The 25,728-nt window shown below is 68.4% G+C and carries 22 protein-coding genes; 8 read left to right on the plus strand and 14 right to left on the minus strand.

Going from position 1 to position 25,728, the window contains the following annotated elements; translation table 11 throughout:
* Nucleotides 1-130 precede the first annotated feature (130 nt).
* Together LZ199_RS12795 and LZ199_RS12800 are read left to right on the plus strand one after the other, a co-directional pair.
* Nucleotides 131-1,270: a serine/threonine-protein kinase gene (locus tag LZ199_RS12795; protein WP_253993956.1), complete on the plus strand. Its 1,140-nt coding sequence runs from the start codon at nucleotides 131-133 to the stop codon at nucleotides 1,268-1,270.
* Nucleotides 1,267-2,226 (plus strand): RluA family pseudouridine synthase, encoded by a 960-nt coding sequence (locus LZ199_RS12800; RefSeq protein WP_253993957.1) that lies wholly within the window; start codon nucleotides 1,267-1,269, stop codon nucleotides 2,224-2,226. The genes LZ199_RS12795 and LZ199_RS12800 overlap by 4 nt, the downstream gene beginning before the upstream one ends.
* Nucleotides 2,227-2,475: 249 nt before the next feature.
* Here the strand turns inward: LZ199_RS12800 and LZ199_RS12805 are convergent, their stop codons facing one another.
* The gene (locus LZ199_RS12805) at nucleotides 2,476-4,509 is read right to left on the minus strand and encodes a hypothetical protein (RefSeq protein WP_253993958.1); all 2,034 of its coding nucleotides are present in this window, start codon (nucleotides 4,507-4,509) and stop codon (nucleotides 2,476-2,478) included.
* A gap of 121 nt (nucleotides 4,510-4,630) precedes the next feature.
* Nucleotides 4,631-5,044, minus strand: a complete 414-nt coding sequence (locus tag LZ199_RS12810) for a secondary thiamine-phosphate synthase enzyme YjbQ (RefSeq protein ID WP_163868296.1) — start codon at nucleotides 5,042-5,044, stop codon at nucleotides 4,631-4,633.
* Nucleotides 5,045-5,288: 244 nt separating this feature from the next.
* Here LZ199_RS12810 and LZ199_RS12815 point away from each other — a divergent pair, with 244 nt between their 5' ends.
* Complete coding sequence (locus LZ199_RS12815) at nucleotides 5,289-6,299, plus strand: terpene synthase family protein (RefSeq protein WP_253993959.1); 1,011 nt, start codon at nucleotides 5,289-5,291, stop codon at nucleotides 6,297-6,299.
* A 32-nt stretch (nucleotides 6,300-6,331) separates the two neighbouring features.
* Nucleotides 6,332-8,137, plus strand: a complete 1,806-nt coding sequence (locus LZ199_RS12820) for a M23 family metallopeptidase (protein ID WP_253993960.1) — start codon at nucleotides 6,332-6,334, stop codon at nucleotides 8,135-8,137.
* A gap of 83 nt (nucleotides 8,138-8,220) precedes the next feature.
* On the opposite strand, the gene LZ199_RS12825 is transcribed toward LZ199_RS12820, so the two are convergent.
* Both LZ199_RS12825 and LZ199_RS12830 read right to left on the minus strand, forming a co-directional pair.
* The gene (locus LZ199_RS12825; protein ID WP_253993961.1) at nucleotides 8,221-8,829 is read right to left on the minus strand and encodes a hypothetical protein; all 609 of its coding nucleotides are present in this window, start codon (nucleotides 8,827-8,829) and stop codon (nucleotides 8,221-8,223) included.
* 223 nt (nucleotides 8,830-9,052) lie between these two features.
* Nucleotides 9,053-9,340, minus strand: coding sequence for a hypothetical protein (locus tag LZ199_RS12830; protein WP_253993962.1), 288 nt, complete (start codon nucleotides 9,338-9,340; stop codon nucleotides 9,053-9,055).
* A 529-nt stretch (nucleotides 9,341-9,869) separates the two neighbouring features.
* Between LZ199_RS12830 and rpsD the strand changes: the two genes are divergently transcribed.
* Complete coding sequence (rpsD, locus tag LZ199_RS12835) at nucleotides 9,870-10,502, plus strand: 30S ribosomal protein S4 (protein WP_163868293.1); 633 nt, start codon at nucleotides 9,870-9,872, stop codon at nucleotides 10,500-10,502.
* 81 nt (nucleotides 10,503-10,583) lie between these two features.
* On the opposite strand, the gene LZ199_RS12840 is transcribed toward rpsD, so the two are convergent.
* Nucleotides 10,584-11,231, minus strand: a complete 648-nt coding sequence (locus LZ199_RS12840) for an HAD hydrolase-like protein (RefSeq protein WP_253993963.1) — start codon at nucleotides 11,229-11,231, stop codon at nucleotides 10,584-10,586.
* 24 nt (nucleotides 11,232-11,255) lie between these two features.
* Entirely contained in the window at nucleotides 11,256-12,164 is a 909-nt protein-coding gene (locus LZ199_RS12845; protein ID WP_253993964.1) for a LysR family transcriptional regulator, read from the minus strand.
* A gap of 83 nt (nucleotides 12,165-12,247) precedes the next feature.
* On the opposite strand from LZ199_RS12845, the gene LZ199_RS12850 reads away from it, so the two are divergent.
* Entirely contained in the window at nucleotides 12,248-13,249 is a 1,002-nt protein-coding gene (locus LZ199_RS12850; protein WP_253993965.1) for an aldo/keto reductase, read from the plus strand.
* 59 nt (nucleotides 13,250-13,308) lie between these two features.
* Entirely contained in the window at nucleotides 13,309-14,517 is a 1,209-nt protein-coding gene (gene dinB / locus LZ199_RS12855) for a DNA polymerase IV (RefSeq protein ID WP_253993966.1), read from the plus strand.
* Between the two features lie 7 nt (nucleotides 14,518-14,524).
* Here the strand turns inward: dinB and LZ199_RS12860 are convergent, their stop codons facing one another.
* The 8 genes from LZ199_RS12860 to LZ199_RS12895 all read right to left on the minus strand — a co-directional run bounded on the left by LZ199_RS12860 (nucleotide 14,525) and on the right by LZ199_RS12895 (nucleotide 24,920).
* A complete protein-coding gene (locus LZ199_RS12860) occupies nucleotides 14,525-15,454 on the minus strand; it encodes a DMT family transporter (RefSeq protein WP_253993967.1) in 930 nt (309 codons plus the stop codon).
* Nucleotides 15,451-17,172 carry a polynucleotide adenylyltransferase PcnB gene (gene pcnB, locus LZ199_RS12865; RefSeq protein WP_253993968.1) on the minus strand — a complete coding sequence of 574 codons (1,722 nt, stop codon included), beginning with the start codon at nucleotides 17,170-17,172 and terminating at the stop codon, nucleotides 15,451-15,453. Before pcnB ends, LZ199_RS12860 begins: the two co-directional genes overlap by 4 nt.
* A 618-nt stretch (nucleotides 17,173-17,790) precedes the next feature.
* The gene (locus LZ199_RS12870) at nucleotides 17,791-18,828 is read right to left on the minus strand and encodes a phosphatase domain-containing protein (RefSeq protein ID WP_253993969.1); all 1,038 of its coding nucleotides are present in this window, start codon (nucleotides 18,826-18,828) and stop codon (nucleotides 17,791-17,793) included.
* Entirely contained in the window at nucleotides 18,825-19,871 is a 1,047-nt protein-coding gene (plsX, locus tag LZ199_RS12875; RefSeq protein WP_407667194.1) for a phosphate acyltransferase PlsX, read from the minus strand. The genes LZ199_RS12870 and plsX overlap by 4 nt, the downstream gene beginning before the upstream one ends.
* A gap of 1 nt (nucleotide 19,872) precedes the next feature.
* Complete coding sequence (locus LZ199_RS12880) at nucleotides 19,873-21,153, minus strand: MFS transporter (RefSeq protein WP_253993971.1); 1,281 nt, start codon at nucleotides 21,151-21,153, stop codon at nucleotides 19,873-19,875.
* Nucleotides 21,154-21,262: 109 nt separating this feature from the next.
* Entirely contained in the window at nucleotides 21,263-23,311 is a 2,049-nt protein-coding gene (gltC, locus tag LZ199_RS12885) for an adventurous gliding motility protein GltC (protein WP_253994193.1), read from the minus strand.
* Nucleotides 23,311-24,099 carry an outer membrane beta-barrel domain-containing protein gene (locus LZ199_RS12890; protein WP_253993972.1) on the minus strand — a complete coding sequence of 263 codons (789 nt, stop codon included), beginning with the start codon at nucleotides 24,097-24,099 and terminating at the stop codon, nucleotides 23,311-23,313. The genes gltC and LZ199_RS12890 overlap by 1 nt, the downstream gene beginning before the upstream one ends.
* On the minus strand, nucleotides 24,096-24,920 hold the full coding sequence (locus tag LZ199_RS12895; RefSeq protein ID WP_163868044.1) for an outer membrane beta-barrel domain-containing protein: 825 nt from the start codon (nucleotides 24,918-24,920) through the stop codon (nucleotides 24,096-24,098). The genes LZ199_RS12890 and LZ199_RS12895 overlap by 4 nt, the downstream gene beginning before the upstream one ends.
* 258 nt (nucleotides 24,921-25,178) lie before the next feature.
* Here LZ199_RS12895 and cglC point away from each other — a divergent pair, with 258 nt between their 5' ends.
* A complete protein-coding gene (cglC, locus tag LZ199_RS12900; protein ID WP_253993973.1) occupies nucleotides 25,179-25,679 on the plus strand; it encodes an adventurous gliding motility lipoprotein CglC in 501 nt (166 codons plus the stop codon).
* Nucleotides 25,680-25,728 lie beyond the last annotated feature (49 nt).

Genomic DNA, 25,728 nt, shown 5'->3' on the forward strand with positions numbered 1-25,728 from the left:
TGATGAAGGGTTCTCCCAGGTTTCCCTGGAAAAGTGAAATGCCCGCGCCACTGTCCTCCCCAGGACCATGCAACCAGGCATCATCCAGTTTGACCGTGACGCGACGGGGTCCGTAGGATCCGCGCCACGCATGCCCCCGAAGGTCATCGGTCCCTACCGCGTCCTGGAGACGCTCGGCAGCGGCGGGGCCGGCACCGTGTACCGGGCCCTGGACCGCCGCAGCAACGACGAAGTCGCGCTCAAGCTGCTCTCGGCCGGCCCCGCGCTGGACGAGCGCGCGGCGCGACGACTCGCGCGCGAATTCGAGACGCTGGCGGACCTGTCCCACCCCAACGTGGTGAAGGTCTTCGAGGCCGGGGTGCACCAGGGCTGGCCCTACCTGGCCATGGAGCTGATTGAAGGGCTCACGCTGCGCCACTACCTGGACATCCGGGGTGACGATTTGATGTCGCCCATCAGCGTCAACACGCCGCGCAGCCTGCTGACGGTGCGGCGCACGGCGGACGAGGACTTCGGCCCTGGCAGTGACAGCATCTCCAACGCGGACGCGATGGGTGACTCCCGCTCCGCCACGGAGGGGCTGTTCAGCATGAACGCCTTCAACGAGGAGCCGCCCAGCGAGGACCTGGAGTCCTATGGCGCGGGAGAGGACGAGCTGGGCTCGGGCTCCGGCTCGGACGACTCGATGGACGGGTTCGATGCGCCCCTGCCCTCGCCTCGCAAGGCGGTGGACGACGGCCGGGCGCCGCGCGAGGAGGACCTCAACCGTCCGGAGCGCATGGGGCGGCTGAAGGACACCATGCTCCAGCTGTGTGAAGCGCTGGCCTACATCCACGGGCATGGGCTGGTGCACCGCGACCTCAAGCCGTCCAACGTCATGGTGGACGAGGACCGGCAGGTGCGGCTGATGGACTTCGGGCTGGCCAAGTTCCTCGCGGACGACGTGGCGATTACGGAAGCCGGGAAGCTGGTCGGCACGTACCGCTACATGGCGCCCGAGCAGATTCTCGGGGAGCCGTTGGATGGGCGCTCGGACCTGTACAGTCTGGGCGTCATCCTCTATGAGCTGCTCAGCGGGCGGCCCCCCTTCGATGCGAAGACGCCGCACGAGCTGTGGCGGCAGGTGTTGGAGACGGAGCCTCCGCCGGTGCTGGCGCTGAACCTTCATGGGGACCCGCAGTTCGCACGCGTGGCCCACCGCCTCATCCGCAAGGAGCCGGACGACCGGTTCCAGACGGCCGAGGAAGTCTACGAGGCTCTTTCCGAGTGAATCCCTCCAAGCTGCACACCTTCACCGTGGACGCCGACAAGGCGGGCCAGCGGGTGGACCTCTTCGTGGGCGAGGCGCTGGGCCTGTCGCGCGCGCGCCTCAAGCGACTCTTCGATGCGGGCGCGGTGAAGGTGAACCACCGGGCGGCGAAGAAGGGCCTGACGTTGGTGGCCGGGCAGCAGATCTCCGTGGTGGTGGAGGAGGAGACGCGCGAGGCGGTGCCGGACGAGGAGTTCCCGCTCGTCGTCTTGCACGAGGACGCCGCGCTGGTGTTCGTGGACAAGCCCGCGGGCCGGGCCTCGCATCCGCTCCAGTCGGGAGAGACGGGCACGGTGGCCAACGCGCTGGTGGCGCGCTACCCCGAGTGCGCGCAGGCGTCCGTGGACCCGCGTGAGGGTGGGCTGTGCCACCGGCTGGACGTGGAGACGTCGGGCGTGGTGCTGGCGGCGCGCTCGCGCACGGCGTGGGAGGCGGTCCGCGCGGCGTTCGGTGAGCGGGCGGTGGACAAGCGCTACCTCGCGCTGGTGACGGGGCCGTTGGTGGACGAGGGCGACATCGAGCTGCCGCTGCGCCACCACCCACGGCACCCGGACCGGGTGGAGCCCGCACCGCACGGTGCCGAGGACGCGCGCGAGGCGGTGTCGCGCTTCCGCGTGCTGGGGCGCGCGGGCGAGCACAGCCTGGTGGAGGTGCGCATCCTCACGGGGGTGTTGCATCAGGTGCGCGCGCACATGGCGGGCATTGGAGCGCCCATCGTCGGAGACACGCTCTACGGCGGGCGCGAGGCGCCGGAGCTGGGGCGCTTCTTCCTGCATGCGCGGGCGCTCGGGTTGACTCATCCGGAGACGAAGAAGCCGATGCACGTGACGAGCCCCCTGCCCCAGGAGCTGCGCGCGGAGCTGGAGCGGCTGGGATTGCAGCTGCCTCGTGGCGAGGGTGAGAGCCCGGCGAGCTGAGGGGGCGGGTTACCTCTCCAGCGTCTTGAGCATGGTGCGGACCTCGTTGGCAGACGCCCCCGAGGGCTCCAGCATGAGGACAAACGGGCCGGCGCCACTCAACATGCGCACCAGCCCATGCGGTTAATCAGACACCTCCTGGGTCAAGGCTTCTCGGGCTCCGTGGGTTCCTGCTCCTCGGTCGCCTCGCAGTCCTCAGTCGGAATGGGGCCACCCACACCCAACGGAGCAAGGACACTCACCCCGCCATCACAGGCGCGTCACCCCAGCGGCAGCGATTCCCGCGTCGGAGACTCCCGTATCGCGCCCGGCGTCGGCGACTCCCGCGTCGGCGACTCCCGCGTCGGCGACTCCTGCGTCGCGCCCTGCGTCGGCGACTCCCGCGTCGGCGACTCCCGCGTCGCGCCCTGCGTCGGCGACTCCCGCGTCGCGCCCTGCGTCGGCGACTCCGGCGTCGGCAACTCCCGCGTCGTTCCCGGCGTCAGCGACTCCCGCGTCGCTCCCCGCATCGTGCACGCCGCCATCCCAGCCCGCATCACTCAGCCCTCCGTCGTATCCGGCATCGACGCCCGCGTCCGTGCCGGCATCCACGCCCGCGTCGGGAGCCAGACAGACGCCCGTGCGCTGATAGAGCGCCTGACAATGAAAGCTCTCCGGGTCACCTTCATACGTCACCTCCGGCAGCTCGGCATCCGCTCCAAACCAGTGGCGACTGCCGCGCGTGCGGAACTGACAAGTTGTGCTTCCGCCATCCGCACAGGGGCAGCTCTCCGAGACCTGCCACCCGACGAACTCGAGCAGGTCATGGTTGTCCGCGTAGGCATACCGCTGCGGCGTGGAGAGCGTCACCAGGTCCCCTGGCTCCACGTTCAGGGACGACTCGTGAGGCCCCGGATACGGCGACTGGGAATGACTGGCACACGCCATCAACGGGTCGCCGTTGGGTCCCTCCGTGAGCGTGGTGATGTTCCCCTCCACATCCGTGCGCTCGATGGAGAAGCTCGCACAGAGCGGTGCGGTGAAAGGTGACGTGCAGGAGCTCTCTCCATAGCCTCGCGCGGCGACGACGATGGGCGCGATGCTGACCCCGAGCGCCACCACTCCCGTCGTTCCATCCACGCACTTCTGCGCCCCGGGCATGAACCCCGCCGCGCCCGTCCCCTGGCGCTTCTTCGTCAGGTCCGTCAAGTCGGTTAACGTGGAGCAGCCCAGCTTCCACGGCGTGGAGCAGCAGCATTGGATCGCCTTGATGTGGTTGTCATAGAGCGTGTGGAACTCCGCCTTCGTGGCGGGGAGGACTTCCGGCATCCAGTGACTCTTCGGCCACATGCCATTCGCCGCGTTGCGCCCGGGAATGGGCTTCTTGTCGACGGACTTGGGGAGCCAATCCGAGCACGTGTTCTTCGTGCCGATGCGGTGACAGGCGGTGCACTCCTGATTGCGGACATCCCCAGCACCATCCTTCACCCGCGCCGTGGTGACTGTCTCCGGCTTGGGCCAGCCACTCCCTCCGTTCGTGAGATAGGCCTCTTCGACGAGCTTGTACTTCCCCTTCTTGAAGCCCGTGGGCAGCCCATCCGCGCTCGCCGCCACCTGGTCGATGTAGGGCGAGTGCATCCAGGGGTCACTGTCATGGCACTTCGAGCAGTGCAGACTGGAGTTGTCCCGGAGTCGCTGGGGGCTGATGTAGAACGCCTTGGCCGCGGTGGCGGCGGTGCGCTCCGCCACATCCGCGGAGGCCGGGTCCGCCATCGGGTTGGGCACGTTCTTGCCATTGAGGTCCGGCCCCGAGCCACTCAACGCCTGGAAGTAGCACGTGGCTCCTGACGTCTTGTTGGCGACGACGATGGCGACGTCCTGAAAGCTCTCCGACGTGTCCAGCCCCGCCTTGTAGCGGCGACAGATGACCCGCGCCTCGGTGTTCGGATTGCTCGTCTTCAGCTTCAAGAGGCGTGCGTTGTCGACGCAGTACTTCCCTCCCAAATCGAGCCACACCGGCTTGTCGCAGTCCGCGCCGTCGGGCGTGTTGGTGGTGTGCAGCAGCGTCCCGTCCCGGCAGTTGAACGTGGCGTCCGTCAGTCGCCCCAGCTCCGCGCGACACGATGCGGCGTACTCGGTGATGTTGCTGCCATCCACCAACCCCCGGCCCTGTCGCTCCAGGACGACGCCCTCGAGTGGCTCGGGAAGCTCCTCCGCCCCTCCTCCCGTGCAGCCCAGGAACACGGAGGAGAAGACGAACAACACACCGGCAACGGCAGACGTCGCTGCACGACACGCTCGCATGAGGGCTCCCAGGGGTGAGAGCCGGATTCAAGCAGAAAGCAGGAACGCGTCGCCCGCACCGGAGACGCTCTGGCGACGGGACTGTCAGCGAGCGGACCCGCCGCGCCGCATCCGAGCGGCGCTATTCGCCCATCACCTTCACGATGACGCGCTTGCGACGCTGTCCGTCAAACTCCGCGTAGAACACCTGCTGCCACGGCCCCAGGTCCAGCTTCCCGGTGGTGATGGGGATGATGACCTGATGGTGGACCAGCATCGACTTGAGGTGCGCGTCGCCGTTGTCCTCTCCGGTGCCATGGTGGCGGTAGTCAGGCCCGAACGGCGCGAGCTTCTGGAGCCACTCCCAGATGTCTTCATGGAGGCCGGACTCGTCATCGTTGACGAAGACGCCCGCGGTGATGTGCATGGCGGAGACCAGGACCATGCCCTCCTGGATGCCACTCTTGCGAACCAGCGAGGCCACGGTGTCGGTGAGGCGGACCAGCTCGCGCCGCTCTTTCGTCTCGAACCACAGGTACTCGGTCAGGGTCTTCATGCCCTGCAGGATAGACGCCTGCGGGCTCAGCGGAACAGTCCTCCTCCCCCGCAATGCCTCTCTCGCCCGACAGCAACGACGACAAATACATACAACGTTGCGCAAGCCCTCCGGCGTCTCCATCATACAAATGACATCCTTCTTCGGCGCCCCCCCCGCGCAGGCACGGCATTCGCGACGCGCGAATCCGGCCCGACGTCACGAACTCGTGCGGACTCATGCCGAGAGCCATGGGAGGTACACCGTGCTCGAGAATCGCTCCGCCCAACTGGAACAGCTCCGAATTCCCACCATCACCTTCCCCTGGGCTGGCGAGTGCGCACCCGACGTCGAGCCCCTGGAGCAGGAAGCCAGGCAGTGGGCGGCGAGGCACGGCCTCATCCCCTCCGAGCAGTATCTGGCACGCATCACGCGGACGAAGTACGGCTGGCTCGCGGCCCGTTGCTATCCGCACGCCGACCGGGAGCTGCTTCAAATCATCGCGGATTACTTCACCTGGTTCTTCATCACCGACGACCTCTTCGTGGACCGGGTGGAGACCATCAGTCGCGAGACACTCCCGAACCTCACGGCGATGCTGGACGTCCTGGACCACAATCGCCTGGGTGCTTCGCCCGTCTTTGGCGAGACGGCGTGGCTGGAAATCTGCCAGCGACTGCGCCACCGACTCTCCGGGGAGCACTTCGAGCGTTTCGCCCATGGCATGCGGATGTGGGCCTCCACCGCCGGACTTCAAATCGTGAGCCACCTCGTGGAGGAGCCCTCTTCCGCCATCCGGCCGTATGAGGCGATTCGCCGCTACACCAGCGGAATGAACCCCTGCATCGACTTGATCGACACCGCCAATGCGGGGCCGCTCCCCGCGGACGAGTTCCACCGCCCCGAAGTCCTCGGCCTGCGCCTGCACACCAACAACGTCGTCTGCTGGAGCAACGACATGCAGAGCCTGCCCATGGAGGCACGGCAACCCGGGCAGTACCGCAACATGGTCATCCTCCATGCCGCCCAGGGGCACACGCTCCAGGAGGGCATCGACTACACCTTCGAGAAGGTCCGCGCGGAGATTGACGCGTTCCAACAGGAAGCCAGCCAGGTGGAGCCCCACGCCAGCAAGAGGCTCCGAGGCTTCATCACCGGGATGCGCGAATGGATGCGGGGCTATCAGGACTGGGTGGACCTGGACACACAGCGCTACTCCCAGCAGTTCCTGGAGCAGGACGCCAACGACAGCGGCGTGCTCCACGCGTCGGGGTGAGGGGATTCGCCGGCGAGTTTCGTTGGGGGGGCATGACGTCACGTAAACCCTGGTCCTTGCCCCTGCTGTCCGCCGTGCTCCTCTCCGCCTGTGGCGGTCCACCCGAGGCCTCGACTCCCCTCCCTGAAGGGACCCAGGAGCAGCCCGCGCTGGTAAGCGACATCGCGGACGCCTGCGTGACTCCGGACACCACCGGCCCTGAGTCCCTGTCGACAGCGTCAGGAGGCGCGCTGGAGGAGTGGCGCGAGGCCATCAACGCCCTTCCCGCCTCCGCGCTGCGCACGGACCTCCAGGGGCGGCTCTTGACGCACCTGCGGGGCCCCTCCACCGCGTTCCCCGTCGCGGCGGACGCCCAGGCGTTCCTGCGCGGCATCCGCGCGCCCCTCCCGCTGCGGCTGCCCTTCACCGCGAACTCGCCGGTCATCTCCGGCACCGAAGTCAGACTGGGCCACGGCTGGCGCTACAACGGCGGCGGCATCCACCGAGGGCTCGACATCAGCCGCGCCAACACGCCGGCGGACAAGGACTCCAGCTTCGACGTGCTGGCCATCGCCGAAGGCAAGGTCATCGGCATCTACTTCGACGGCCCGCCGGGGGGTGGCGGCAACACCATCGTCATCGAGCACACCGGCGCCAACGGCAAGAAGCTCTACAGCTTCTACATGCACCTGCGAGACGGCCGCGCCCATGACGTGGCCGCCGTCAAGGCGATGACGTGCCCCTCCGGGGACGACGAGTGTGCGCGCTACCAGCTGATGGCGCACAACTATCCCAACCACCCCTCCTGGGGCACGGAGGCGGATGCCATCCCCGTCACCCTGGGCCAGTGGGTCTCCAGCGGGCAGAAGATCGCCAAATCCGGCAACACACTCACGCCCGGCTCGCTCGCCGCGGACGGCAAGCCCGCGAGCAATCACGCCAACAATCACTTGCATGTCTACATCGGCATGCCCATGCCGACCCAGCCGCTGGTGGCCGTGGAGGTGGACCCCTTCGGTGTCTACGAGAAGGTCTCCACCGGCTGCTACACCGGCTTCCAGGACACCTTCTATCCGCGCCTGTGGATGCCCCACTACCCGGACTTCCACGGCGCCACGTGGGAGACCTTCACCGAGCAGCCCGAGTACTACCGGGGCATGAGCTACCGCCCGGAGACGCTGACCTTCTACGAGCAGGACTCCGTGCTGCGCGTCGCGGGCTCCTACCAGTACTCCACCGACACCGCCTTCGGTGTGCAGGCGGGCCTGGACAGCGCAGGGTTCAACACGCAGGTGGACCTGTGGCGGCAATCCAATTACGTGCCTCGGGAGACCCGCATCCGCATCAACTCCTCCGGTCAGGCTCGCTACAACACGACGTACGGCAAGCTGCGCGCGGGGGAGCAGGCCCACTTCGAGCATCGGCTGACGCAGGCGAGCCTGGACTCGTTCTACCAGGTGTATGTGCTGAACCTGGGCTGGCGCGTGGAGGACTTCTTCCCGTACCGGGAGAATGGCGTGCAGTACTACGCCGTCCTCTTCAGCAGCCATGACCTGGACGTGCGTTACCTGCGCTACGGGCTGTCAGAGGCCCAGGCGGTGTCGGAGCTGGCCGCGCTCCCTGGGCAGGGAATGCACGTGGAGAACCTGGTCGCCGACCCGACGCACAATCCGCCGCGCTTCTCGTACACCGCCAACAACGCCAGCGGTTGCCTGACGCACGCCTACGTGGACGCCGCCATGTCCCAGTACCAGTCGCTCCATGGGACGGAGTCGGCCCAGGGCTACCGGATGAAGAAGCTCCAGATCTACAACAACGGCGCGTCCTTCACGGCCGTGTTCGGCAAGAACTGTCCTTGAGCTTCGAGTGCCCAGGACACCGGGCCGCTGGAAGGAGACCGACGGCCCGCGGAGGTGCTGCTCCGCGGGCCTGAAAGCCGTCTTCAGTAGGCGTAGTAGACGGGCGGCGTGGTGCTGGTGAAGTAGTTGTAATACGTGGCCACGTAGTTGCTGCCGCTCCCCGTCTCGCCCGGGAGCGGGCCCGTCTTCGTGCCGTAGACGACCAGCGTGGCGCCGGCGTCCGTCTTGTCCAGGTTGCAGACCGGGACGTTGCCCGCGCCGAAGTTCACCACGATGGTGTCGTCACGCACCTTCGCGAGCGTGGCCGCGTCGATGTGGTTCACCCTGCACTGCGTGTTGGCGCTACCGCTCGGGGAGCCTTTCGTCGAGTAGGCCGTCGCCAGGCCCACGCCCGTCCCCAGCACGGCGATGTGCGGCGTGTTGTAGGAGCGGCCCAGTTCCACGCTGCCCGCGGCATACGGACACGTGCCCGAGGCGGAGCGCGTCAGGGTGATGGCATAGCGCGGAGGCAGCTCTCCAGGAATGATGGCCGAGGAGATGGTGAACGAACAGCCTCCGAAGGAGCTGGTGGTCAGCGCGGCCTGCTGCTCGTCCAGCGAGTCCTGCGGCGCGGAGCCTTCGGGAAGACCTCCACCACAGGCGGAGAGAGACACAGCGGCGCAAGCCAAGGCAAGACGCTTGAAGACAGTCATGGTGAACGACTCCGTTGGGGAAAAGGCACGTGACTCTATCGCTCTCCCGCAACGGCTCACAACACAGACCGTCGAAGCAGAATGCAACACACCGGCGCCATAATTTGCCAGCGCCAGCTCTCATCTCCAGGCGTCGAGAAGCACCAGGTGTCTCGTTTGACCACCGCCAGGGCTCGCGGGTCATGCGCGCTCCAGGCCCACGCCGGAGCGCGTCATGCGCGGCTCAATTCCTGTAGCAGTACGGCAGGTTTCCCAAGGAGCAGTCCTCGGGACATTCCTGCATGGTCTCCCAGCAGCAGAGGTGGTCGCCGCAAACGGGTGGGCAATCCTGGGGACAGCCCACCTTCTCGCTGACGACGCAGATGCCATCTCCGCAGACGCGAGGAGGAAGCCCCGTGGAGCTGACCTCGGCCTCCAACTCGGACTCTTCCGCGACCTCGACGAGTTCGGGGCCACAGCCCAGCAGACCGCCCAACAGCAAAGCACCCAGGAAAACCCAGACAGGCCTCATGCCGACACTCCTTTCACCGCGCGTCAAAGATAGACCTGGGAGTCTGCCCTTCCCACACGCCGGCTGAAAGCCGTCAACTTGGACCTCATCCCCGCGCTCGGCGCCCGCGCCACGCCGGCCCGCTCGCGCCAACCACCGCACCCAGGGACCCTTCCGGTCCACGAGGGCCCGGGCCACCACCACGCCGACAGACCTCCCGTTCCACATGGGGCCCAGGGTCCGCCTCCGCGCTGACAACCCTCTCCGTTCCACATGGGGCCCATGGTCCGCGTCCGCGCTGACAGCCTGCTTCGCTCCACATGGGGCCGTGGTCCGTCTCCACGCAGACGGCCTCCCTTCCGCTCCGCGTCGGCTCCGGCATCCCCCTCCCTACGGCTCGCGGGAGACACCCTCCGTGAGCCCGCTGCGCACCGAACTCGCACGGTGGGCTTGACCCGAGGCCTCGGTTCACGGTACTGATCCTGATATTGATAGTGATTATCAATTTCAACTGAGCTCGACAGCATCGAGCCGGATACGGAGGGAAGACGTGGCACGTGACTTGGGACCGAGGGGAAAGATGTGCCGGCGACTGGGGATTCCTCTCTCGCGAATCACCGCGAAGGACCCCGACAAGGACCCGGTGCTGCGGCGTCCCTACCCGCCCGGCCAGCACGGCGCCACGGCGCGCATGGGCAACAGCGACTTCTCCCGGCGGCTGCGGGAGAAGCAGAAGCTGAAGCTCTACTACGGCCTGCTGGAGAAGCAGTGCCGCCGCGCGTTCATGGAAGCGCGCCGCTCGCCGGGCAACACGGGCACGGTGCTGTTGCAGTTGCTGGAGAGCCGCCTGGACGCGCTGGTGCTGCGCGCGGGGCTGGCCACGAGCATCCGCCAGGCCCGTCAGTTCGTCCGCCATGGGTACTTCCAGGTGAACGGCGCCGCCACGGACATCCCCAGCTTCCGCGTCAAGCCGGGCAGCGAGGTTCGCTACCACCCCGCCCACCAGAAGCTGCTCATCGTCCGCGAGTCGTTCGAGCGGATGAAGGGGCGCAACGTGCCCGCCTACGTGCAGGTGCTCGGTGACGGAGAGGGACTGCGCTTCGTGCGCACCCCGGAGCGCGAGGAGATTCCCGTCGATGTGAACGAGCCGTTCATCGTCGAGTACTACGCGCAGCGCAGCTAGAGCTCGAGCCCCTCCAAGGCATGCCGCGAATGGGTCCAGCCTCCGGGCCGCCCATTCGCGGTGTCGAGCACCGCCCTCCGCTCAAGGCAGCAGCACCGAGCGCAGCTCCGCGAGGGAGTGCACCATGTGCGTGGGAGCGTGCCGCGCCAGCGCCTCCGGCAGCGTGTAGCCCCACCCCACCGCGGCGGACGGAAGGCGCGCCTCTCGCGCGGCCTCCAGGTCGCGAATCTCATCCCCCACCGACAGGGCCTCGCCCGGTGGCACCTGGGTGCGCTTCAGCATGCGGCGGAACTTGGCGGCCTTGCCGAAGATGGCGGCGCCACAGTCGAAGTGCGTCACGGAGGCCGCGAGAGGCCCCAGCACCGCCCGCACCGACGCCTCGCTGTCCGAGCTGATGATGGCCACCGTGACGCCGGCGTCCTTCAGCGCTCCGAGCAGCTCCGGCACGCCCGGGAACAACGGCGTGGTGGCGGCGGCGGACAGCTTCTCCTTGCGCATGTACTTGACGATGGCGGGCAGCCGCCACATGGGCACCTTGGTGCGCGCCATGAGCTCGCGCCCGGACATGCCGCGCATCGCCTCGAACTCCGTCGGCGTCAGCCGCGAGAAGCCGAAGCGGTCGGCCATGTCGTTGAAGACGGACCGGAACCACGGCAGCGAGTCCGCCAGGGTGCCGTCGAAGTCGAAGATGACCAGGCGATAGGGGGGCATGAGGCGCCGCCCGTTCATACCAGAAACACCTCCTGGCGCACCTCACAGGCGCCGCGTCAGGGAGACCACCGCCTCCCGGACGAAGCGGATGGCGTCGTCATCCTCGGAGGCGCTCCGCCAGAGCAGCTCCATGGGCGCGCCCCCCATCGAGAAGGGCGGCTTCATCGCTCGAAGGAATGGACGCAGCGCCATCACATCCCGAGCGACCATGCCCGGCACCGTGGCGACCAGCGTGCTGTCCTCCAGGATGGCGCCCAGGCCATGGAAACTGGGAATCGACACCCTCACCCGCCGCTGGATGCCGTACAGGTCCTCGACAACGCCGCGCAGGTCCCCGTTGTACGAGACGATGACGTGCTCCTGCTCCAGGTAGCGCTCCAGCGTGAGCGTCTTGCCCAGGCGAAGCCGCCTCGCATCATGCAGACACGTGAAGTGCTCGGTGAACAGCTCGCGCCGCTGCATGCCCGACGGCAGCTCGTCCGCCACCGTCACCGCCAGGTCCACCGCCGACGCGCTCAACAGCGCCCCCACGGTGCGGAACTGCACCGGCAACACGATGAGTCGCAGGCGCGGCGCCTCGCTCGCAAGCAACTGGAGCAGTCGCGGCAGGAGCCAGGACTCGCTCGCGTCGGAGAGGCCGATGCGCACCGTGCGCTCACTCGTCCGGGGGTCGAACGCCGCGGGTGCGAGCGCGGCCTCGACCAGCGCCTCCAGGTGGGGCCTCGCCGTGGCCAGCAGGCGCTGCCCTCGCGCGCTCAAGGCCAGGCCTCGCCCATCCCTGACGAACAGCGGAGAGCCCACCGCCGACGTGAGGCGCCTGAGCGCCGCGCTCACGGCCGGCTGCGTGAGGTAGAGCCGAGCGGCCGCCGCGGTGACGCTGCCCAGCTCCGCCACCACGACGAAGACGCGCAGCAGGTTCAGGTCCAGCGACTTCTCATAGATGGCGTTCATGTCCGGGTTGCATCCTATTGATTGGATTTCAGGATGGCGATTCGCGAATCCTTGTCACGTCCACGAAGACAAAGGGAGACGCGATGAGCACGCACGAAGCAAGGCAGACACCGCACAGGGTGAAGCTGGGTGACACGGGGCCCCAGGTCTTCCCGCTCGGCCTGGGCTGCATGGGCATGTCCGGCATGTACGGCACCACCAGCGACGAGGAGAGCCTCCGCACCCTGCACGCGGCCACCGAGCGAGGCGTCACGCTGCTCGACACGGGTGACTTCTACGGCATGGGGCACAACGAGCTGCTCGTGGGGCGCGCCATCTCCGGGCGCCGGGAGCAGGTCCAGCTCTCCGTGAAGTTCGGTGCGCTGCGGGGGCCAGATGGGAGCTGGCTCGGCATGGACCTGCGCCCGGCCGCCGTGAAGAACTTCGCCACGTATTCACTCAAGCGACTGGGCGTCGACGTCATCGACATCTATCGCCCCGCGCGGTTGGACCCGAACGTCCCCATCGAGGAGACCATCGGCGCGATTTCGGACCTGGTGAAGGCGGGGTACGTCCGCCACATCGGCCTCTCGGAGGTCGGCTCCGAAACCCTCCGCCGCGCGCACCGCGTCCACCCCATCGTCGACCTGCAAATCGAGTACTCCCTCGCGAGCCGAGGCCCCGAGGCGGACATCTTCCCCACCCTCCGGGAGCTGGGCATCAGCGCGACGCTCTACGGCGTCTTCTCCCGGGGCCTGCTGACCGGGAGAAAGCCCACGGGCGCCGGTGACTTCCGCGCCCACATGCCCCGCTTCAGCGGAGAGCACCGCGAGAAGAACGAGGACGTGGTGGGTTCACTCCAGCGCTTCGCGCGCGAGCGGCAGCTGTCGCCCGCACAGCTCGCCGTCGCGTGGGTGCTGGCCCGACAGCCCGGGTTCGTTCCCGTCATCGGCGTGAAGAACATCCGTCAGCTCGACGACGCGCTGGAGGCCTTGAATCGGCCCCTGGCGAGCTCGGACGTCGCCGCGCTGGAGGCGCTCGCGACCTTCTCCGGTGAACGCTATGGGCCCGAGCAGATGCGCTTGCTGGACAGCGAGCGGCGGTAGCGCCCGCGCCCATTTGGAGGCCCTGCAACGTCAGACAGAGCCGTTAGAGTGGTGGGTGCATGCGAGCCATCATCCACGTGGACATGGACGCCTTCTATGCGTCCGTGGAGCAGCGGGACAACCCGGCCCTGAAGGGCAAACCCGTCATCGTGGGCGGGCATGCCCAACGGGGCGTCGTTGTCGCCGCGTCCTATGAAGTCAGGCCCTTTGGCGTGCGCAGCGCCATGCCCATGGCGCGCGCGGTGAAGGCCGCGCCGCATGCGCTCATCGTGAAGCCCCGCTTCGCCGCGTATGCGGAGGCGAGCGAGCAGGTCTTCGCCATCTTCGAGCGCTACACCCCGCTCATCGAGCCCCTGTCCCTGGACGAAGCCTTCCTGGACGTCACGGCGTCGGTGGGCCTGTTCGGCTCTCCCGCGGACATCGCGCGGCGCATCCGCAAGGACATCTCGGATGAGCTGAAGCTGCCGTCGTCCGCGGGCATCTCCACGGTGAAGTTCGTGGCGAAGATCGCCTCGGACCTGGCCAAGCCCAACGGGCAGCGGGAGGTGCGCGCGGAGGAGACGATGGCCTTCCTCGCGGGCCTCCCGGTGTCTCGGCTGTGGGGCGTGGGGCCGAAGACGGAGGAGTCCCTCCAGCGCTCGGGGCTGAAGACGATTGGCGACGTGGCGTCGAAGAACGTGGAGTGGCTGGAGCAGCGGCTGGGCACCAGCGGGCGGCACCTGTGGGAGCTGTCACAGGGCATCGACATGCGCGAGGTGGTGCCGGACCGCGCGGCCAAGAGCGTGGGCGCCGAGGACACCTTCGAGGAGGACCTCGCGGGCGTGGAGGCGCTCAAGCCCCACATCCATGCGCAGGCGCTGCGCGTGGCGCGACGGCTGCGACGCGCGGGGGTGAAGGGCCGCGTCGTGGTTCTCAAGCTGAAGCTCGCGGACTTCACGCTCCTCACCCGCCGCACCACGCTGCGCGAGGCGACGGATGACGGGCAGACGCTCTATCGCACCGCGCTGGAGCTGATGGAGCGCTCCCACGAGGGCAAGCCCATCCGCCTCACCGGGGTGAGCGTGCAGCTGGACGACGTGCCTCCGCAGCTCGGCCTCTTCCCCGCCGCGCCGCCCCGGACGGCGAAGCTGAACGCGGCGTTGGACAAAATCGCGGAGCGCTTCGGCAGCAAGGCCATCACCACCGCGGACATCGCGGGCAGCGACGCCCCGGGTGGAGACGAGCACCGCTCCGAGCGTCCCGTGGACAAGGACAAGCCCAGGCGCTGAGCCAGGCTCAATCCGCGGCGGGCACCATGTCCGGAGGCGGCGGCTGACGCGCGGCCTCGTCCCGGGACATCACCAGCACGCCCACCAGCGCCAGGCCTCCGCCCACCAGCTGCACCCAGTCCGGCTTCTCGCCCAGGAGCGGCACCGCCCACAGCGTGGACAGCACGGGCTCGCCCAGCGAGGCCACCGCGACGAAGGGCGCGGAGAGGTGGCGCACGGAGGCGTTGAGCAGCGAGTGGCCGATGAGCTGCGGCACCAGGGCCAGCCCCACCAGCACCATCCAGGTGCTCGGCGTGAAGCCCGTCAGCGGCGAGTCGACGAAGCCATGCGCCAGCATCAGCGCCACCGCCGCCACGGAGTAGACGATGCCCACGTACGTGCCCAGCGACATGGACTCGCGCACGCGGCGGCCCACCACGAAGTACACGCCCGCCATGACGGCGCCGGCCACCGCGAGCAAATCTCCCCAGAGCGCCGTGCCCCCGGCCGCGAAGTCCCGAGCGCCGATGAGGACACTGCCCGCCAGACACAGCACGAGCGCGGCGAGTCCCCGGGCGCCCACGCGCTCCCCCAGGGCGAGCCACGCGAACAGCGTCACCCACACGGGCTGCGTGGTGACGAGCGCCACCGAGCTGGCCACGGTGGTGTACTGGAGCGACGCAATCCACGTCGCGAAGTGCAGCGCCAGCGCGAGGCCAGACAGCACCAGCCAGCCCCACGTCTTCGCGGAGAGCGATGTCAGCTCGGAGCGACTCCGAAGCAGCGCCAGCGCCAGCAGCGGCACCGAGGCGAACGTGAGGCGCCACGCGGAGATGGCCAGCGACGGCGCCTCCGCGAAGCGGATGAGTGGCGCGGCCCAGGAGACGGCCACCACCCCCAGCACCAGTCCCCCGTAGATACGCGCCCGGGGGACCTCCGCCTCGACGCGCGGGCTCACGCCTCGCCGGCGCCGGAGCCGGATGAAGAACCCGCCGAAGCGGAGCCCTCTCCACCGGAACGACGACGACGACGACGACGACGGCGCTTGCGCTGGCCGCCGGCCTCGGAGCCCTCGCTGTCGGAGGCCTCGGGACGCGGCGTCGGCACCTCGCCGGCCTTCCACGCGTCGAGCTGCTCCCGGTGCTCGCCGGTGGCCTCCACCGTCATCTCGAACACGGTGAGGGCCTCGCCGAAGAGGGGGTGACGCCGGAAGGCGGCGCTCTTGCGACGGCGCTCACCGGACAGCGTGCGCTGCGCGAGCAGCAGCATGCGGCAGCGCTCGGCGATGCGGCGGGGCAGCCGGGCCGACTGGACGAAGCCGGCGAGCAGCTCCTCCACCACCTGCGACACGGAGGGACGACCGCCCTCCTGCGGCTCGGCCGGCGGACCCGAGTGGCTGATGGGCACCAGCAGCGCCGCCAGCAAAATGGCGTCGTCGAGCGGCTCTCCCGCGGCCACCCGGCGGTCCAGCGCCTGGGCGAAGGAGTAGAAGGTCTTCTCACCTTCCTTGCCGTGCTGCTTCAGGTACGCGTTCACCGGAGGCAGCAGGAACTTCATCGCATCCAGCGCGTCGAGCAGCTTCAGGGCTGGCGCGGACACACCGCCCCGGATGAGCCGGAAGGTCTCCTCCAGGAGGCGCGCGGGCGCGCAGCGCGGCAGGTCCTCCACCGCGCCCTCCATGGCCGCGTATGTGCGCGACTCGATGTCCAGGTCCAGCTTCGCGGCGAAGCGCACGGCGCGAAGGATGCGCACCGGGTCCTCGCGCATGCGCACTTCCGGGTCGCCGATGGTGCGGATGAACCGCTCGTCCAAGTCACGCCGGCCGCGGACGTAGTCGATGACCCGTCCTTCGCTCACGTCGTAGAAGAGGCCGTTGATGGTGAAGTCGCGGCGGCGCGCGTCCTGCTGCGCGGTGCCGAAGACGTTGTCGTGGGTGATGAGCAGGTCATCGCCCCCGGCCTCGCCCTCCTCCTCGGGCACGGAAGGCGCCGCGGCCTCCAGCTCCGTCGGGTTCGCCCGGAAGGTGGAGACCTCGATGATCTTCCCACCCTTGAAGTAGACGTGCGCCAGCCGGAAGCGCCTGCCGATGAGCCGGCAGTTGCGGAAGATGGCGCGCACCTCGCCCGGGTGGGCGCTGGTGGCCACGTCGAAGTCCTTGGGCTTCTTGCCCAGGAGCAAATCGCGCACGCAGCCGCCCACCAGGTACGCCTGATGGCCGTGCTGGTGCAGCCGCAGCACCACCTTCAGCGCGTCCGGATCCAGCTCGTCCGGGTCGATTTCCGCCGGCTCGCCGGTGGACCGCACGTGGGGCGCGTGCAGCGCGCGCTCGTAGGGGGTCGGGTCGGGCTCGGGCTCGAGCACCGTGGGCACCTGCTCGATGTCATCCTCGGCGGCCTCGGCGGCGTCCTGCGCCTCGGCGGCGGCGAGCACCTCCGCGGCGGCCAGGCCCGTCTCGTCGAAGACGGCGTCGAGCGCGTCGACCTCGTCGTCGTCATCGGACTCGTCGTCGTCGGCCTCGTCCTCGGACGGGCTCAACCGGCCATTCGTTTCGGAGGCTGCCTCGGTGGAAACAGGGAGCTGGGGGGACACTTCGTCGGAGGGGGCCGATTCGGCCACGGACTCGGGGGCACTCGCCTGTTCCGAGGGGGCAGTCGTCAGCTCCAGATTGGAAGACATGGAAACCTCTTGAGCACCGCGCTCGGAGCCCACTGCCGCCTCGGATGAGGCAACCTCGCGCGCGTCGAATCGGGCGCAGGTGGCAGCGGACCGCCGGCAGGCGGCGTTTCAGTCAAAACTCGCGTCATCACCGTGGACGTCCCGACAGGGGCGCTTCAGGGGCAGCCGTCTATAGCGCATCCGCCCTGGGGGGGTGTAGCGCCCTTTCTGCGGGTCCACCGGACAGGTGGAGCGCTTCCACCCCACCCGTCCCTTTTCCAGCGAAAAGGGGGTCGAACGTGCATTCGGGGAAGCGTCGAAGGGCATCCAGTTCCAGGCTCGCTCCAGGCGGTGAAAAAGAGTCCGCCACGAGTATCGACCCCATGGCCGGAAGCCGGCGGCAGGGACCCGCTCTCCCGGGAGACTCTGTTTCGTATCAACACTGGAGACGCCAGAAACGTTCTGGAAACTGCCCAACCGCCGCACACCAGCCCGCCCGGGCGGCGCCGTGACGGGCCTGGGCTCGGCCCCACCCGCCTGGTCGTCTGCTCCAGGACCGAGCGTCCAACCTCCCCGCTGGCCATATGCCCGGATTCCAGGCTCCGAGACGCGGACGTCCGGAGACCCCGAAGCTCACGGCTACGGCTTGGTGCGGCCCTTGTGGTTGCGCGGCAGGGCGTGGTGGATGAGGGAGACGTAGTCCACGGCCTGTACGGGCGGCGGGGGCGGCGGCGTGCCCAGCGCGACGAGCCGCTTGCTGAACGCGGCGAGGATGTCCGGCATCGGACGCATCGCGGCGAGCAGCTTGTTGGGCCCCTCCAGCGCCTGCGACAGCGCCACCGCCGCCTGCTGGAGCGGCAGGCCCCGGCGCAGCAGGTCCTGGAAGGAGTTGGAGAGGGTGATGATGTTGTGCCCCGCCGTCTGCACCATCTCCACCGCGATTTTCAGCACCTGCGGCGCGGACAGGTGTCCGTCCGCCAGCAGCACCAGCGCGGCCTGGAAGTAGTTGAAGATGGGGACGACGCGAGGCCCGTACGCCGTGAAGTGCGCGGGCGGCGTCAGCTTGTCCAGGTGGATGAAGATGCGCCGCACCGGGTCCGCCACCGGAATCTGCTTCCACGCCGCGCGCACGCGCTCCGCGTCGTCCGGGTAGACGCCGCCCGCCTCCAGCACCTGGGACAGCACGCGCTCGTCCACGCGGCCGGCAATCAGGTCCGCGAAGAGCGAGTAGATGAACGCATCCGCCTCCGCGTCGTCACCGAAGAGGACCTCTTCGGCCTCCGCGGGCGCCTTCACCCGGCTCTCCAGAATCGCCGGCAGCTTGTAGCCCACCTGTCCGCGCAGCGCGCGGAAGCGCCCGCGCAGGAGGTTGCCGATGTTGTCCTTGAGGACGAACTCGTCCCAGCGCACGCCGTCCAGCTTGAGCTTCTCCTCCAGCACGGCGCGCATCTGCTTGGGGCTGCCGGAGACGATGCACAACCGCGAGTCGCCGTTCTCCGACAGCTCGCGGATGAGCGCGCTCGCGCCTGGGATGGCGACCTTCTCGTGCGCCTTCTGGAAGGCGGTGCGCAGCAGGTCCTTGAGCGAATCGAAGTCCGTCTGGAGGTACGTCTTGTCCAGGTCCCAGCGGTAGATGCGCCGCGGCGGTCGCGGGTCGATGCGGTCCGGCAGACTCACTTCTGAAGACCTTCCCGGATGGAGCTCCCAAGGTTGTTCGCCACCACCTTGGCGGCCACCTTGCCCGCGTTGGCGATGGCGCGCGCCTTCGAGCGCCCGTGCGCCTTGATGAAGATGCGGTCGAACCCGAGGATGGGCGCACCGCCGTACTGGTTCCAGTCGGTGATGTCCTTGATGCGCTGAATCCCGCTGGACAGCATGGCCAGGCCCGCGCGCCAGCGCAGGCTCTCCTTGTAGGCGTACTGGGCCAGCTCCACCACGGTCTCGTGCACGCCCTCCAACATCTTCAGGCACACGTTGCCCGTGAAGCCGTCGGTGACGATGACGTCCGCGGTCCCCTTGGGAATGTCGATGCCCTCCACGTTGCCGATGAAGTTGATGTCCTTCATCTCCGACAGCCGCGCATGCGCCTCCACCACCCGGGGCGGGCCCTTCTGCGGCTCGATGCCGTTGGACAACAGCGCCACCTTGGGCCGCTCGTTGCGGGAGATGATGCGCGCGTACTGCGAGCCCATGACGGCGAACGTCACCAGGTCATCGGCCGTGGCCTCCACCGTCGCCCCCACGTCGAGGATGAGGGAGAACGGGTCCTCCTTGGCGCCTCGCACCGAGCGCGTCGGATACACCGTGGCCAGCGCCGCGCGGCGCACGCCGGGGATGAGCTGGAAGTGACGCGCGCACGCCAGCACGCCCGCGCCCGTGTTGCCCGCGGACACCAGCGCCTGCGCCTCGCCCTCCGCGACCAGGCGCGCGGCCACCGCCACGGAGGCGTTGGGCTTGCGCGCCAGCGCCTCGCCGGGTTTCTCGTCCATGCCGACGAAGTCCGCCGCGTGCTGGACGGAGATGCGCTCGCCGTTGTGCTTCGTCTCCGCGAGCGCGTTGTCGATGAGGGTGCGGTCCCCCACGAGCAACGCATGGATGTGGGGTGAGTCCAGGGAGAGCTGCGCGGCGCCGCGCACGACCTCCGCGGGCCCATGGTCCGTCCCCATCACGTCGAAGGCAATCGTCACGGGCTGCGGCTGTTTGACCACCATGGCCCCCATCTTACGACCTTTGTCCGGCCCTCGCGCCTGCCATTCTCGCTTGGGTCACGAGGCTGGCCGCCACCACCACTCCCACCACCAGCATTCCCGCCGCCGTCCCGTAGGGCGCCCCCGGTCCCAAACGGGTGAAGAGCCACCCGCCCAGCGCCGGCCCCAAAATCCGCCCCAGGGAGCCCGCCGCCTGGAAGCCCCCCAGCGCCGCACCGAGTCGTTGGGGAGGCGCATGCAGGGAGACCAGCGCGGACAGGCACGGGTTCGTCAGGGCCGAGCCCACCGCCAACAGCCCCATGACGGGAAACAGCCACCCGTAGGTGGGAGCCACCGGCAGGAGCGCCAGGCCCAACGCCGTGAAGGCGAAGCCCGCCATGGCCACCTGGGCCTCGCGCCCCGAGCCCCCGCCGCCCTCCCCGCCCACCAGCCGGCGCACCACCCCGCCCTGCACCAGCGCGCTGAGCACGCCCACGACGGCGAAGAGCCAGCCCGCGCGAAGGCTCGCCTCGCGCAGCACCGCCGCGTCCGTCACCACCGGGTGCAGGAACAGGCCTCCCTCCAGCGCCACCGGGCCCAGGGAGAGGAAGCGCGTCAGCAGGTAGACGGAGAACGTCCCCTCCATCTGTGAGAACGCGGTGGTGAACAGCAGCATCAGCACCAGGCAGCGCGCGACGACGGGCAGCCGCAGCGCCTGGACGGCGCCCTTCAGCGTGCGCACATGCCCCTCCGGCCCGCCCTCCACCCGCGACTCCGGGAGGAAGAACCAGGTGCAGGCCAGGTTGACGGCCACCAGCCCCGCCGCGAACAGGCCAATGGCCAGGTTGCCGCCCCAGGCACCCAGGAAGCCGCCCAGCGCGGGCCCCAGCACGAAGCCCAGCCCGAAGGCCGCTCCGATGACGCCCATGCCCCGCGCGCGCTCCTCAGGACGGGTGATGTCCGCGACGACGGCCTGCGCGGTGGCGATGTTGCCGCCGGAGATGCCGTCGATGACGCGCGCCAGGAAGAGCAGCGGCAGCGAGTCCGCCAGGGCGAAGAGCAGGTAGCCCAACAGCGAGCCCACCTGACTGAGCAGCAGCACCGGCCTGCGCCCGTACCTGTCACTCAGCCGACCGAGCACCGGCGCCGCCACCAGCTGCATCAGCGAATAGACGGAGATGAGCAGCCCCACCGTGAAGGGCGAGGCACCGAACTTCACTCCGTACACGCCCAGCTGCGGAATCAGGATGCCGAACCCGATGAGGTCCAGGGACACGATTCCGAAGACGACGCGCAGTGACGCCGTCCGGCTCACCCGTAGCTCCCTTGCTGGAAATGAAAAACCGCCGGAGCGCGGAAGATAGCGCCCCGGCGGTCTGAAAGGCGCGGCAACTCCGCGCCCCGCGACGATTTGACGCTCCCGACTACATCGCCTCGGCGGACTGCACGTTGCGGTTCGCCGTGTCGCGGTCGATGCAGCCCTTGGTCAGCGTGTACTGGTACGTGCCCAGCTCGTCGCGCCAGTACTCACCCTCGTACGGCCAGTAGAGCTCGTCATCCGGCACCGCCACCGAGAACTTGTACTTCTTGACGATGGACGTGCGCCCGCCCGCCTTGAGCTGGTCCTCGAGGAACTCCTTCTCCTTCGTCGTCGTCTCGAACTTGATGCGCAGGCCGTTGGCCAGCAGCTGCTTGAGCGCGACGAGCTCCGTCTCCAGCTTGCCCTTGGCCATGATGCCCGCCTTGGAGATGAGCTCGGTGCGGTGGACCTTCAGCTCCTCCAGGAGGCTCTTGGAGAGCTCGGAGTACTTGAAGGTGTCACCGCGGCTGGCGAACGCGTCCATCTCCCCTTCCAGCTCGAGGATGGAGTCGTTCGTCTTGCGCAGGTCCTGGTCCGTGAGGGCCAGACGCAGGATGCGCTCCAGGATGATGTCCGTCTCGTTCTTCTCCAGGCCGTCCTTGTTCTTCTTCTGCACCTCCGCGAGCACCGTGTAGTACTCGCCCGCTTCCATGTTCTTCTTCACCAGCGACTCGAGCTGGTCATGGACCGGCAGGTACGTGCGCTCGAAGTCCTGGAGGATGATGTTGGACTCGCGGTAGCGGCAGTTCTCGTAATAGATGACCGCCTTGAGGATGAGCGCCTCCGGGAAGTACTCCTCGCGGAAGAAGGGCGACGACAGGGTGATGAGATTGCCCAGCGCCTGCTCGAACTGGCCCACGCGGTAGTTGGCCCAGCTCGCCTCGAAGAGCGACTCCAGCCACTGCGTGTTTCCGCGCTCCACCTTGCCCAGGTAGAACAGCGCGAAGCGGTTCTGCTGCATGCCGTAGTGCGTCCGGGCCAGCTGCATGAACGCCAGCTCGCGCAGGGACTTGTCCGCCTTGGCCTGGTCGGCGGACTTGCCGGCCATGGGACGGGTGAGGCGCACCACTTCCTTCATCGCCTCCACCGAGGCCAGCATCTCCCCGGCGCCGCGCTTGGCCGCCGCGTCCTTCTGACGGCTGCCGTTGCGGAACGAGGCCAGGCCGTCCAGGTACCGCGCGCGCGGGTAGAACGGGTCCGTCTTGGGAATCAGCAGCGTCAGCCGCTGCACCTCCGCGAAGCTCTTGTCCGCGTCCGCGTTCTGGCCCACCTGGTCCAGGGCGCGACCGCGCACGAAGTGGTAGCGCGCCAGCAGGTAGCGGAACTCGTTGCGGTACTTCTCAGGGAACTCCTGGTTCGCGTGACGGGCAATCTCGTCGAGGATGACCGTCTCGTTCTTCGTCTTGCGGCTGATGAAGAACAGCCACTCCAGGCTGGTCTTGAAGAACTTGGTGGAGGGCCCCAGCGCGAGCAGCTTGGAGAACTCGCCCAGCGACGAGTGGTACATGCCCATGCGGTAGAGCGACTTGGCCAGCACGTAGCGCGCCTCGGTGTGCAGACCCGCGAGCTTCGGGTCCGCCAGGAGCTCGTGCGCCGACATGGCGGCCTTCTCGTACTCGTCGTTCTTGAAGAGGCTGACGGTGATGTCCAGCCGCTGGCGGTCCGCCGTCTTGCCGGACACGTCCACCGCGTCGAAGGACATGGTGGGCGCGGGCGTCTTGGGCGCCTCCTGCGTGAGGTCCATCCCGAAGCCGCCGTTGTTGGCCGGAGCCGGGGGCGGCGTGGGCGTGGGGGCCGGCGCGGGCGTCGCGTCGGTGGACGCGGCGGGGCTCGTCACGGCGGCGGGAGCAGTCCCGGGGGTCGGAGCGGGAGTGAGGGCCGCTTCATCCGGGCCGTCCTCCTCCACGGGCGCGGGGGCCGTCTTGCCCTTCGCGCCGCGCGTCGGCTTCTTCTTCTTGGAGGACTTGGAGGAGGAGGCGCCCTTCTTCTTCTTCTTGGACTTGGACTGACCACCCAGGTCCAGTCCCTCGAAGTTCTGGGCGAACGAAGGGGCCGTCCACACGAGCGCGAGCCCGAGGACGGCGAAGCGGATGAGCCTGAAGGAGCGCAGCATCATCGTGACTCGGGGTTGGACGACGGGAAGAAGAAGGACACGCCCAGCTCGAACAGCAGTTGGTTGCGCAGGTAGTTGTCGGTGCGGCCCTTCTCCACGTAGATGAGGTCGCGCACCTCCGTGCGCAGCGTCACCCAGCGGTTGAAGAAGAAGCGAAGGCCCACGCCCACGTTGCCGCCGGGGGTCATGTAGTCCTTGGCCAGCAGGCCCGTGGTGTCATCCAGGTCCGGTCCCCGGTACTGGATGACGGAAGCGCCGACCACGCCGTACAGGTCGAAGTGGACGAACTTCTCCGCCAGGAGCGACAGCTTCCCGTAGATGGGCGCCCACTGGAGGTCCACGCCGCCCATGAGCTTGAGCTGGCCGGGAGCCCGCCCGTCCAACTCCCCCTTGGTGGGAGAGGAGCAGCCGCGCGTGGAGCCGTCCGTGCCGTCGGAGAAGGTGCAGATCTGCGCCGCGCCCGACACCGCGTTGAGCGCGTAGCCCGCCCGCAGGCTGACGCCAATCGTCTCCACGGGGTGGTAGGTGAGCACGCCGCCGAAGATGTACTTGGTGAAGAAGGCGTCGCGCAGCGACAGCGTCGCGGACGGGCTGAACTCGAAGCGCCCCTTCTTCAGGAACACGTGCCCGGACACGGGCCGCACGCGCTCACGCAGGGGGCCGAGCCGGTCCTTGTCCACCTCGGAGACGTCGCCGGCCTCCTCCTCTTCGGAAGTCGTGGTCTGCGCGCTCGCCAGCACGGGCATGACGAGACAGAGGGTCAACAGCCAACGGAAGACGGGCTTCATTCCGCGTCCCTCCCCGTCGAACGGAAGGGCAGGAACAGCGAGATGCCGGCGTTGAGGGTCATGACGTTCTGGATGGCCCCCTTGGCGCTGCCCAGGGGCTGATCCACATAGGAGGTGTTGATGAGCGCCACGTTCACCGCGATGAAGTCCTGCGCCACGAAGCGCATGCCCAGGCCCAGGTCCGCGGCGGGGTTGAGGCCGCGCCCCGGCAGCGACGAGGTCTCCGTCTTCACCACGCCCGCGCCCGCCAGCAGGTAGCCGTCGAAGTGCAGGATGGAGTTGAGGAAGGCCACCTTGCCGTACAGCGGGCTCCACTCCACGTCGCCCATGGCGGACCACTCGGGCACCGAGTTGTAGATCTTGCTGTTGAAGGTGCGCTTGGCGGTGCGCACGTCGTCGGACGGCACCACCTGCATCAGCGAGCCGCGCGCGGAGATGGCCAGCGTGTCCGCCAGGTAGTACGCGCCGCGCAGGGACGCTCCCACCTTGGAGTAGAACGGATCATTGACGGAGACGCTGATGAGCGGCGTCAGCTCGAACCGTCCCTGCTTCCGGTACACCTTCCGCTGGACGCTCTTCACCCGGTCCTCCTGGGTGATGTCGGTCAGCGGGGGCAAGGCCTCGGGAGGTGGAGCCTCCTCTTCGACGGGGCGGGTGGCTGTGCTCGCGGGCGCGGCCTCCTCCGCCGGCGGTGGCGTGGGTGATTCTTCGGACTTGGGCTGGGTCTCTTCCGTGAGGTCGAGTCCCATGCCCTCCTGGCTCTGCGCGGGTGCCAGTGCGGGCACCAGGCACAGCGCGAGCAGCAACGTGTGGCGATTCAAACCGGGGGCTCCGTGGGGGAGGGGGGGAAAGACTCCACCGGGGGTTCAGCGCGACTCTTCGCTTCGCCATCCTATCGGCCGTATTCCCGAGCGGCAACCGCCCCTGCGTGCCTGTCTACTCTGTATCTCTCCGGTATTCCTGCACAATTCTAGACTGGACACCGCGCCGCGCGAGCGTTGGCAGCCCCAGGTGCTGTGCTACCCTGGAAGGGCTGGTCGCGGGCCCCCCCGTGCCCCCTCCCCCTTTGTCGAGGTCTCATGAAGATGTCCCTGCGAGCCGCCTTCCTCGTGTCCACCGCGCTGTTGCTCGGGGGATGCAAGGTCAGCAGCGAGATTGGCAAGCCGTGCACCCTGGTCCGGAAGGCGCTGCCCGAGGAGAACTCGCCGACCAAGACCATGCCCGTGCTGGAGAGCGAAGTGGCGGACCGCCAGGACTTCATCTCCTTCGGCTCATTGGAGTGCGAGGACCTCATCTGTGTGCGGGATCAGGACTACCCCCGCGCGCGCACCGCGGAGGGCGAGGTGGACCTGACGGCGGCGGCGATGGGCTACTGCAGCAAGCCCTGCGTCGAGGGCTCCAACGCGTGCGAGGTGAAGGACACGTCCGACGTGGAGCCGAACCTCCCGGGCCGGATGGCCTGCCGTTCGCTGCTGCTGGACCAGGACACGCTCGACGCGCTGCGTTCCGCGGATGAGGGCTTCTACCGACGGACCTTCGGCGAGAACAACTCGCCCTTCTTCTGCGCCGGGAACATCTGACGCGCGGGGTGGGTGACACTTTCGTGCGCGGGGGCTAGACCTTTTCCCG

Source organism: Myxococcus qinghaiensis, assembly GCF_024198215.1.
In the GTDB taxonomy this organism is placed as follows: Bacteria; Myxococcota; Myxococcia; order Myxococcales; family Myxococcaceae; genus Myxococcus; species Myxococcus qinghaiensis.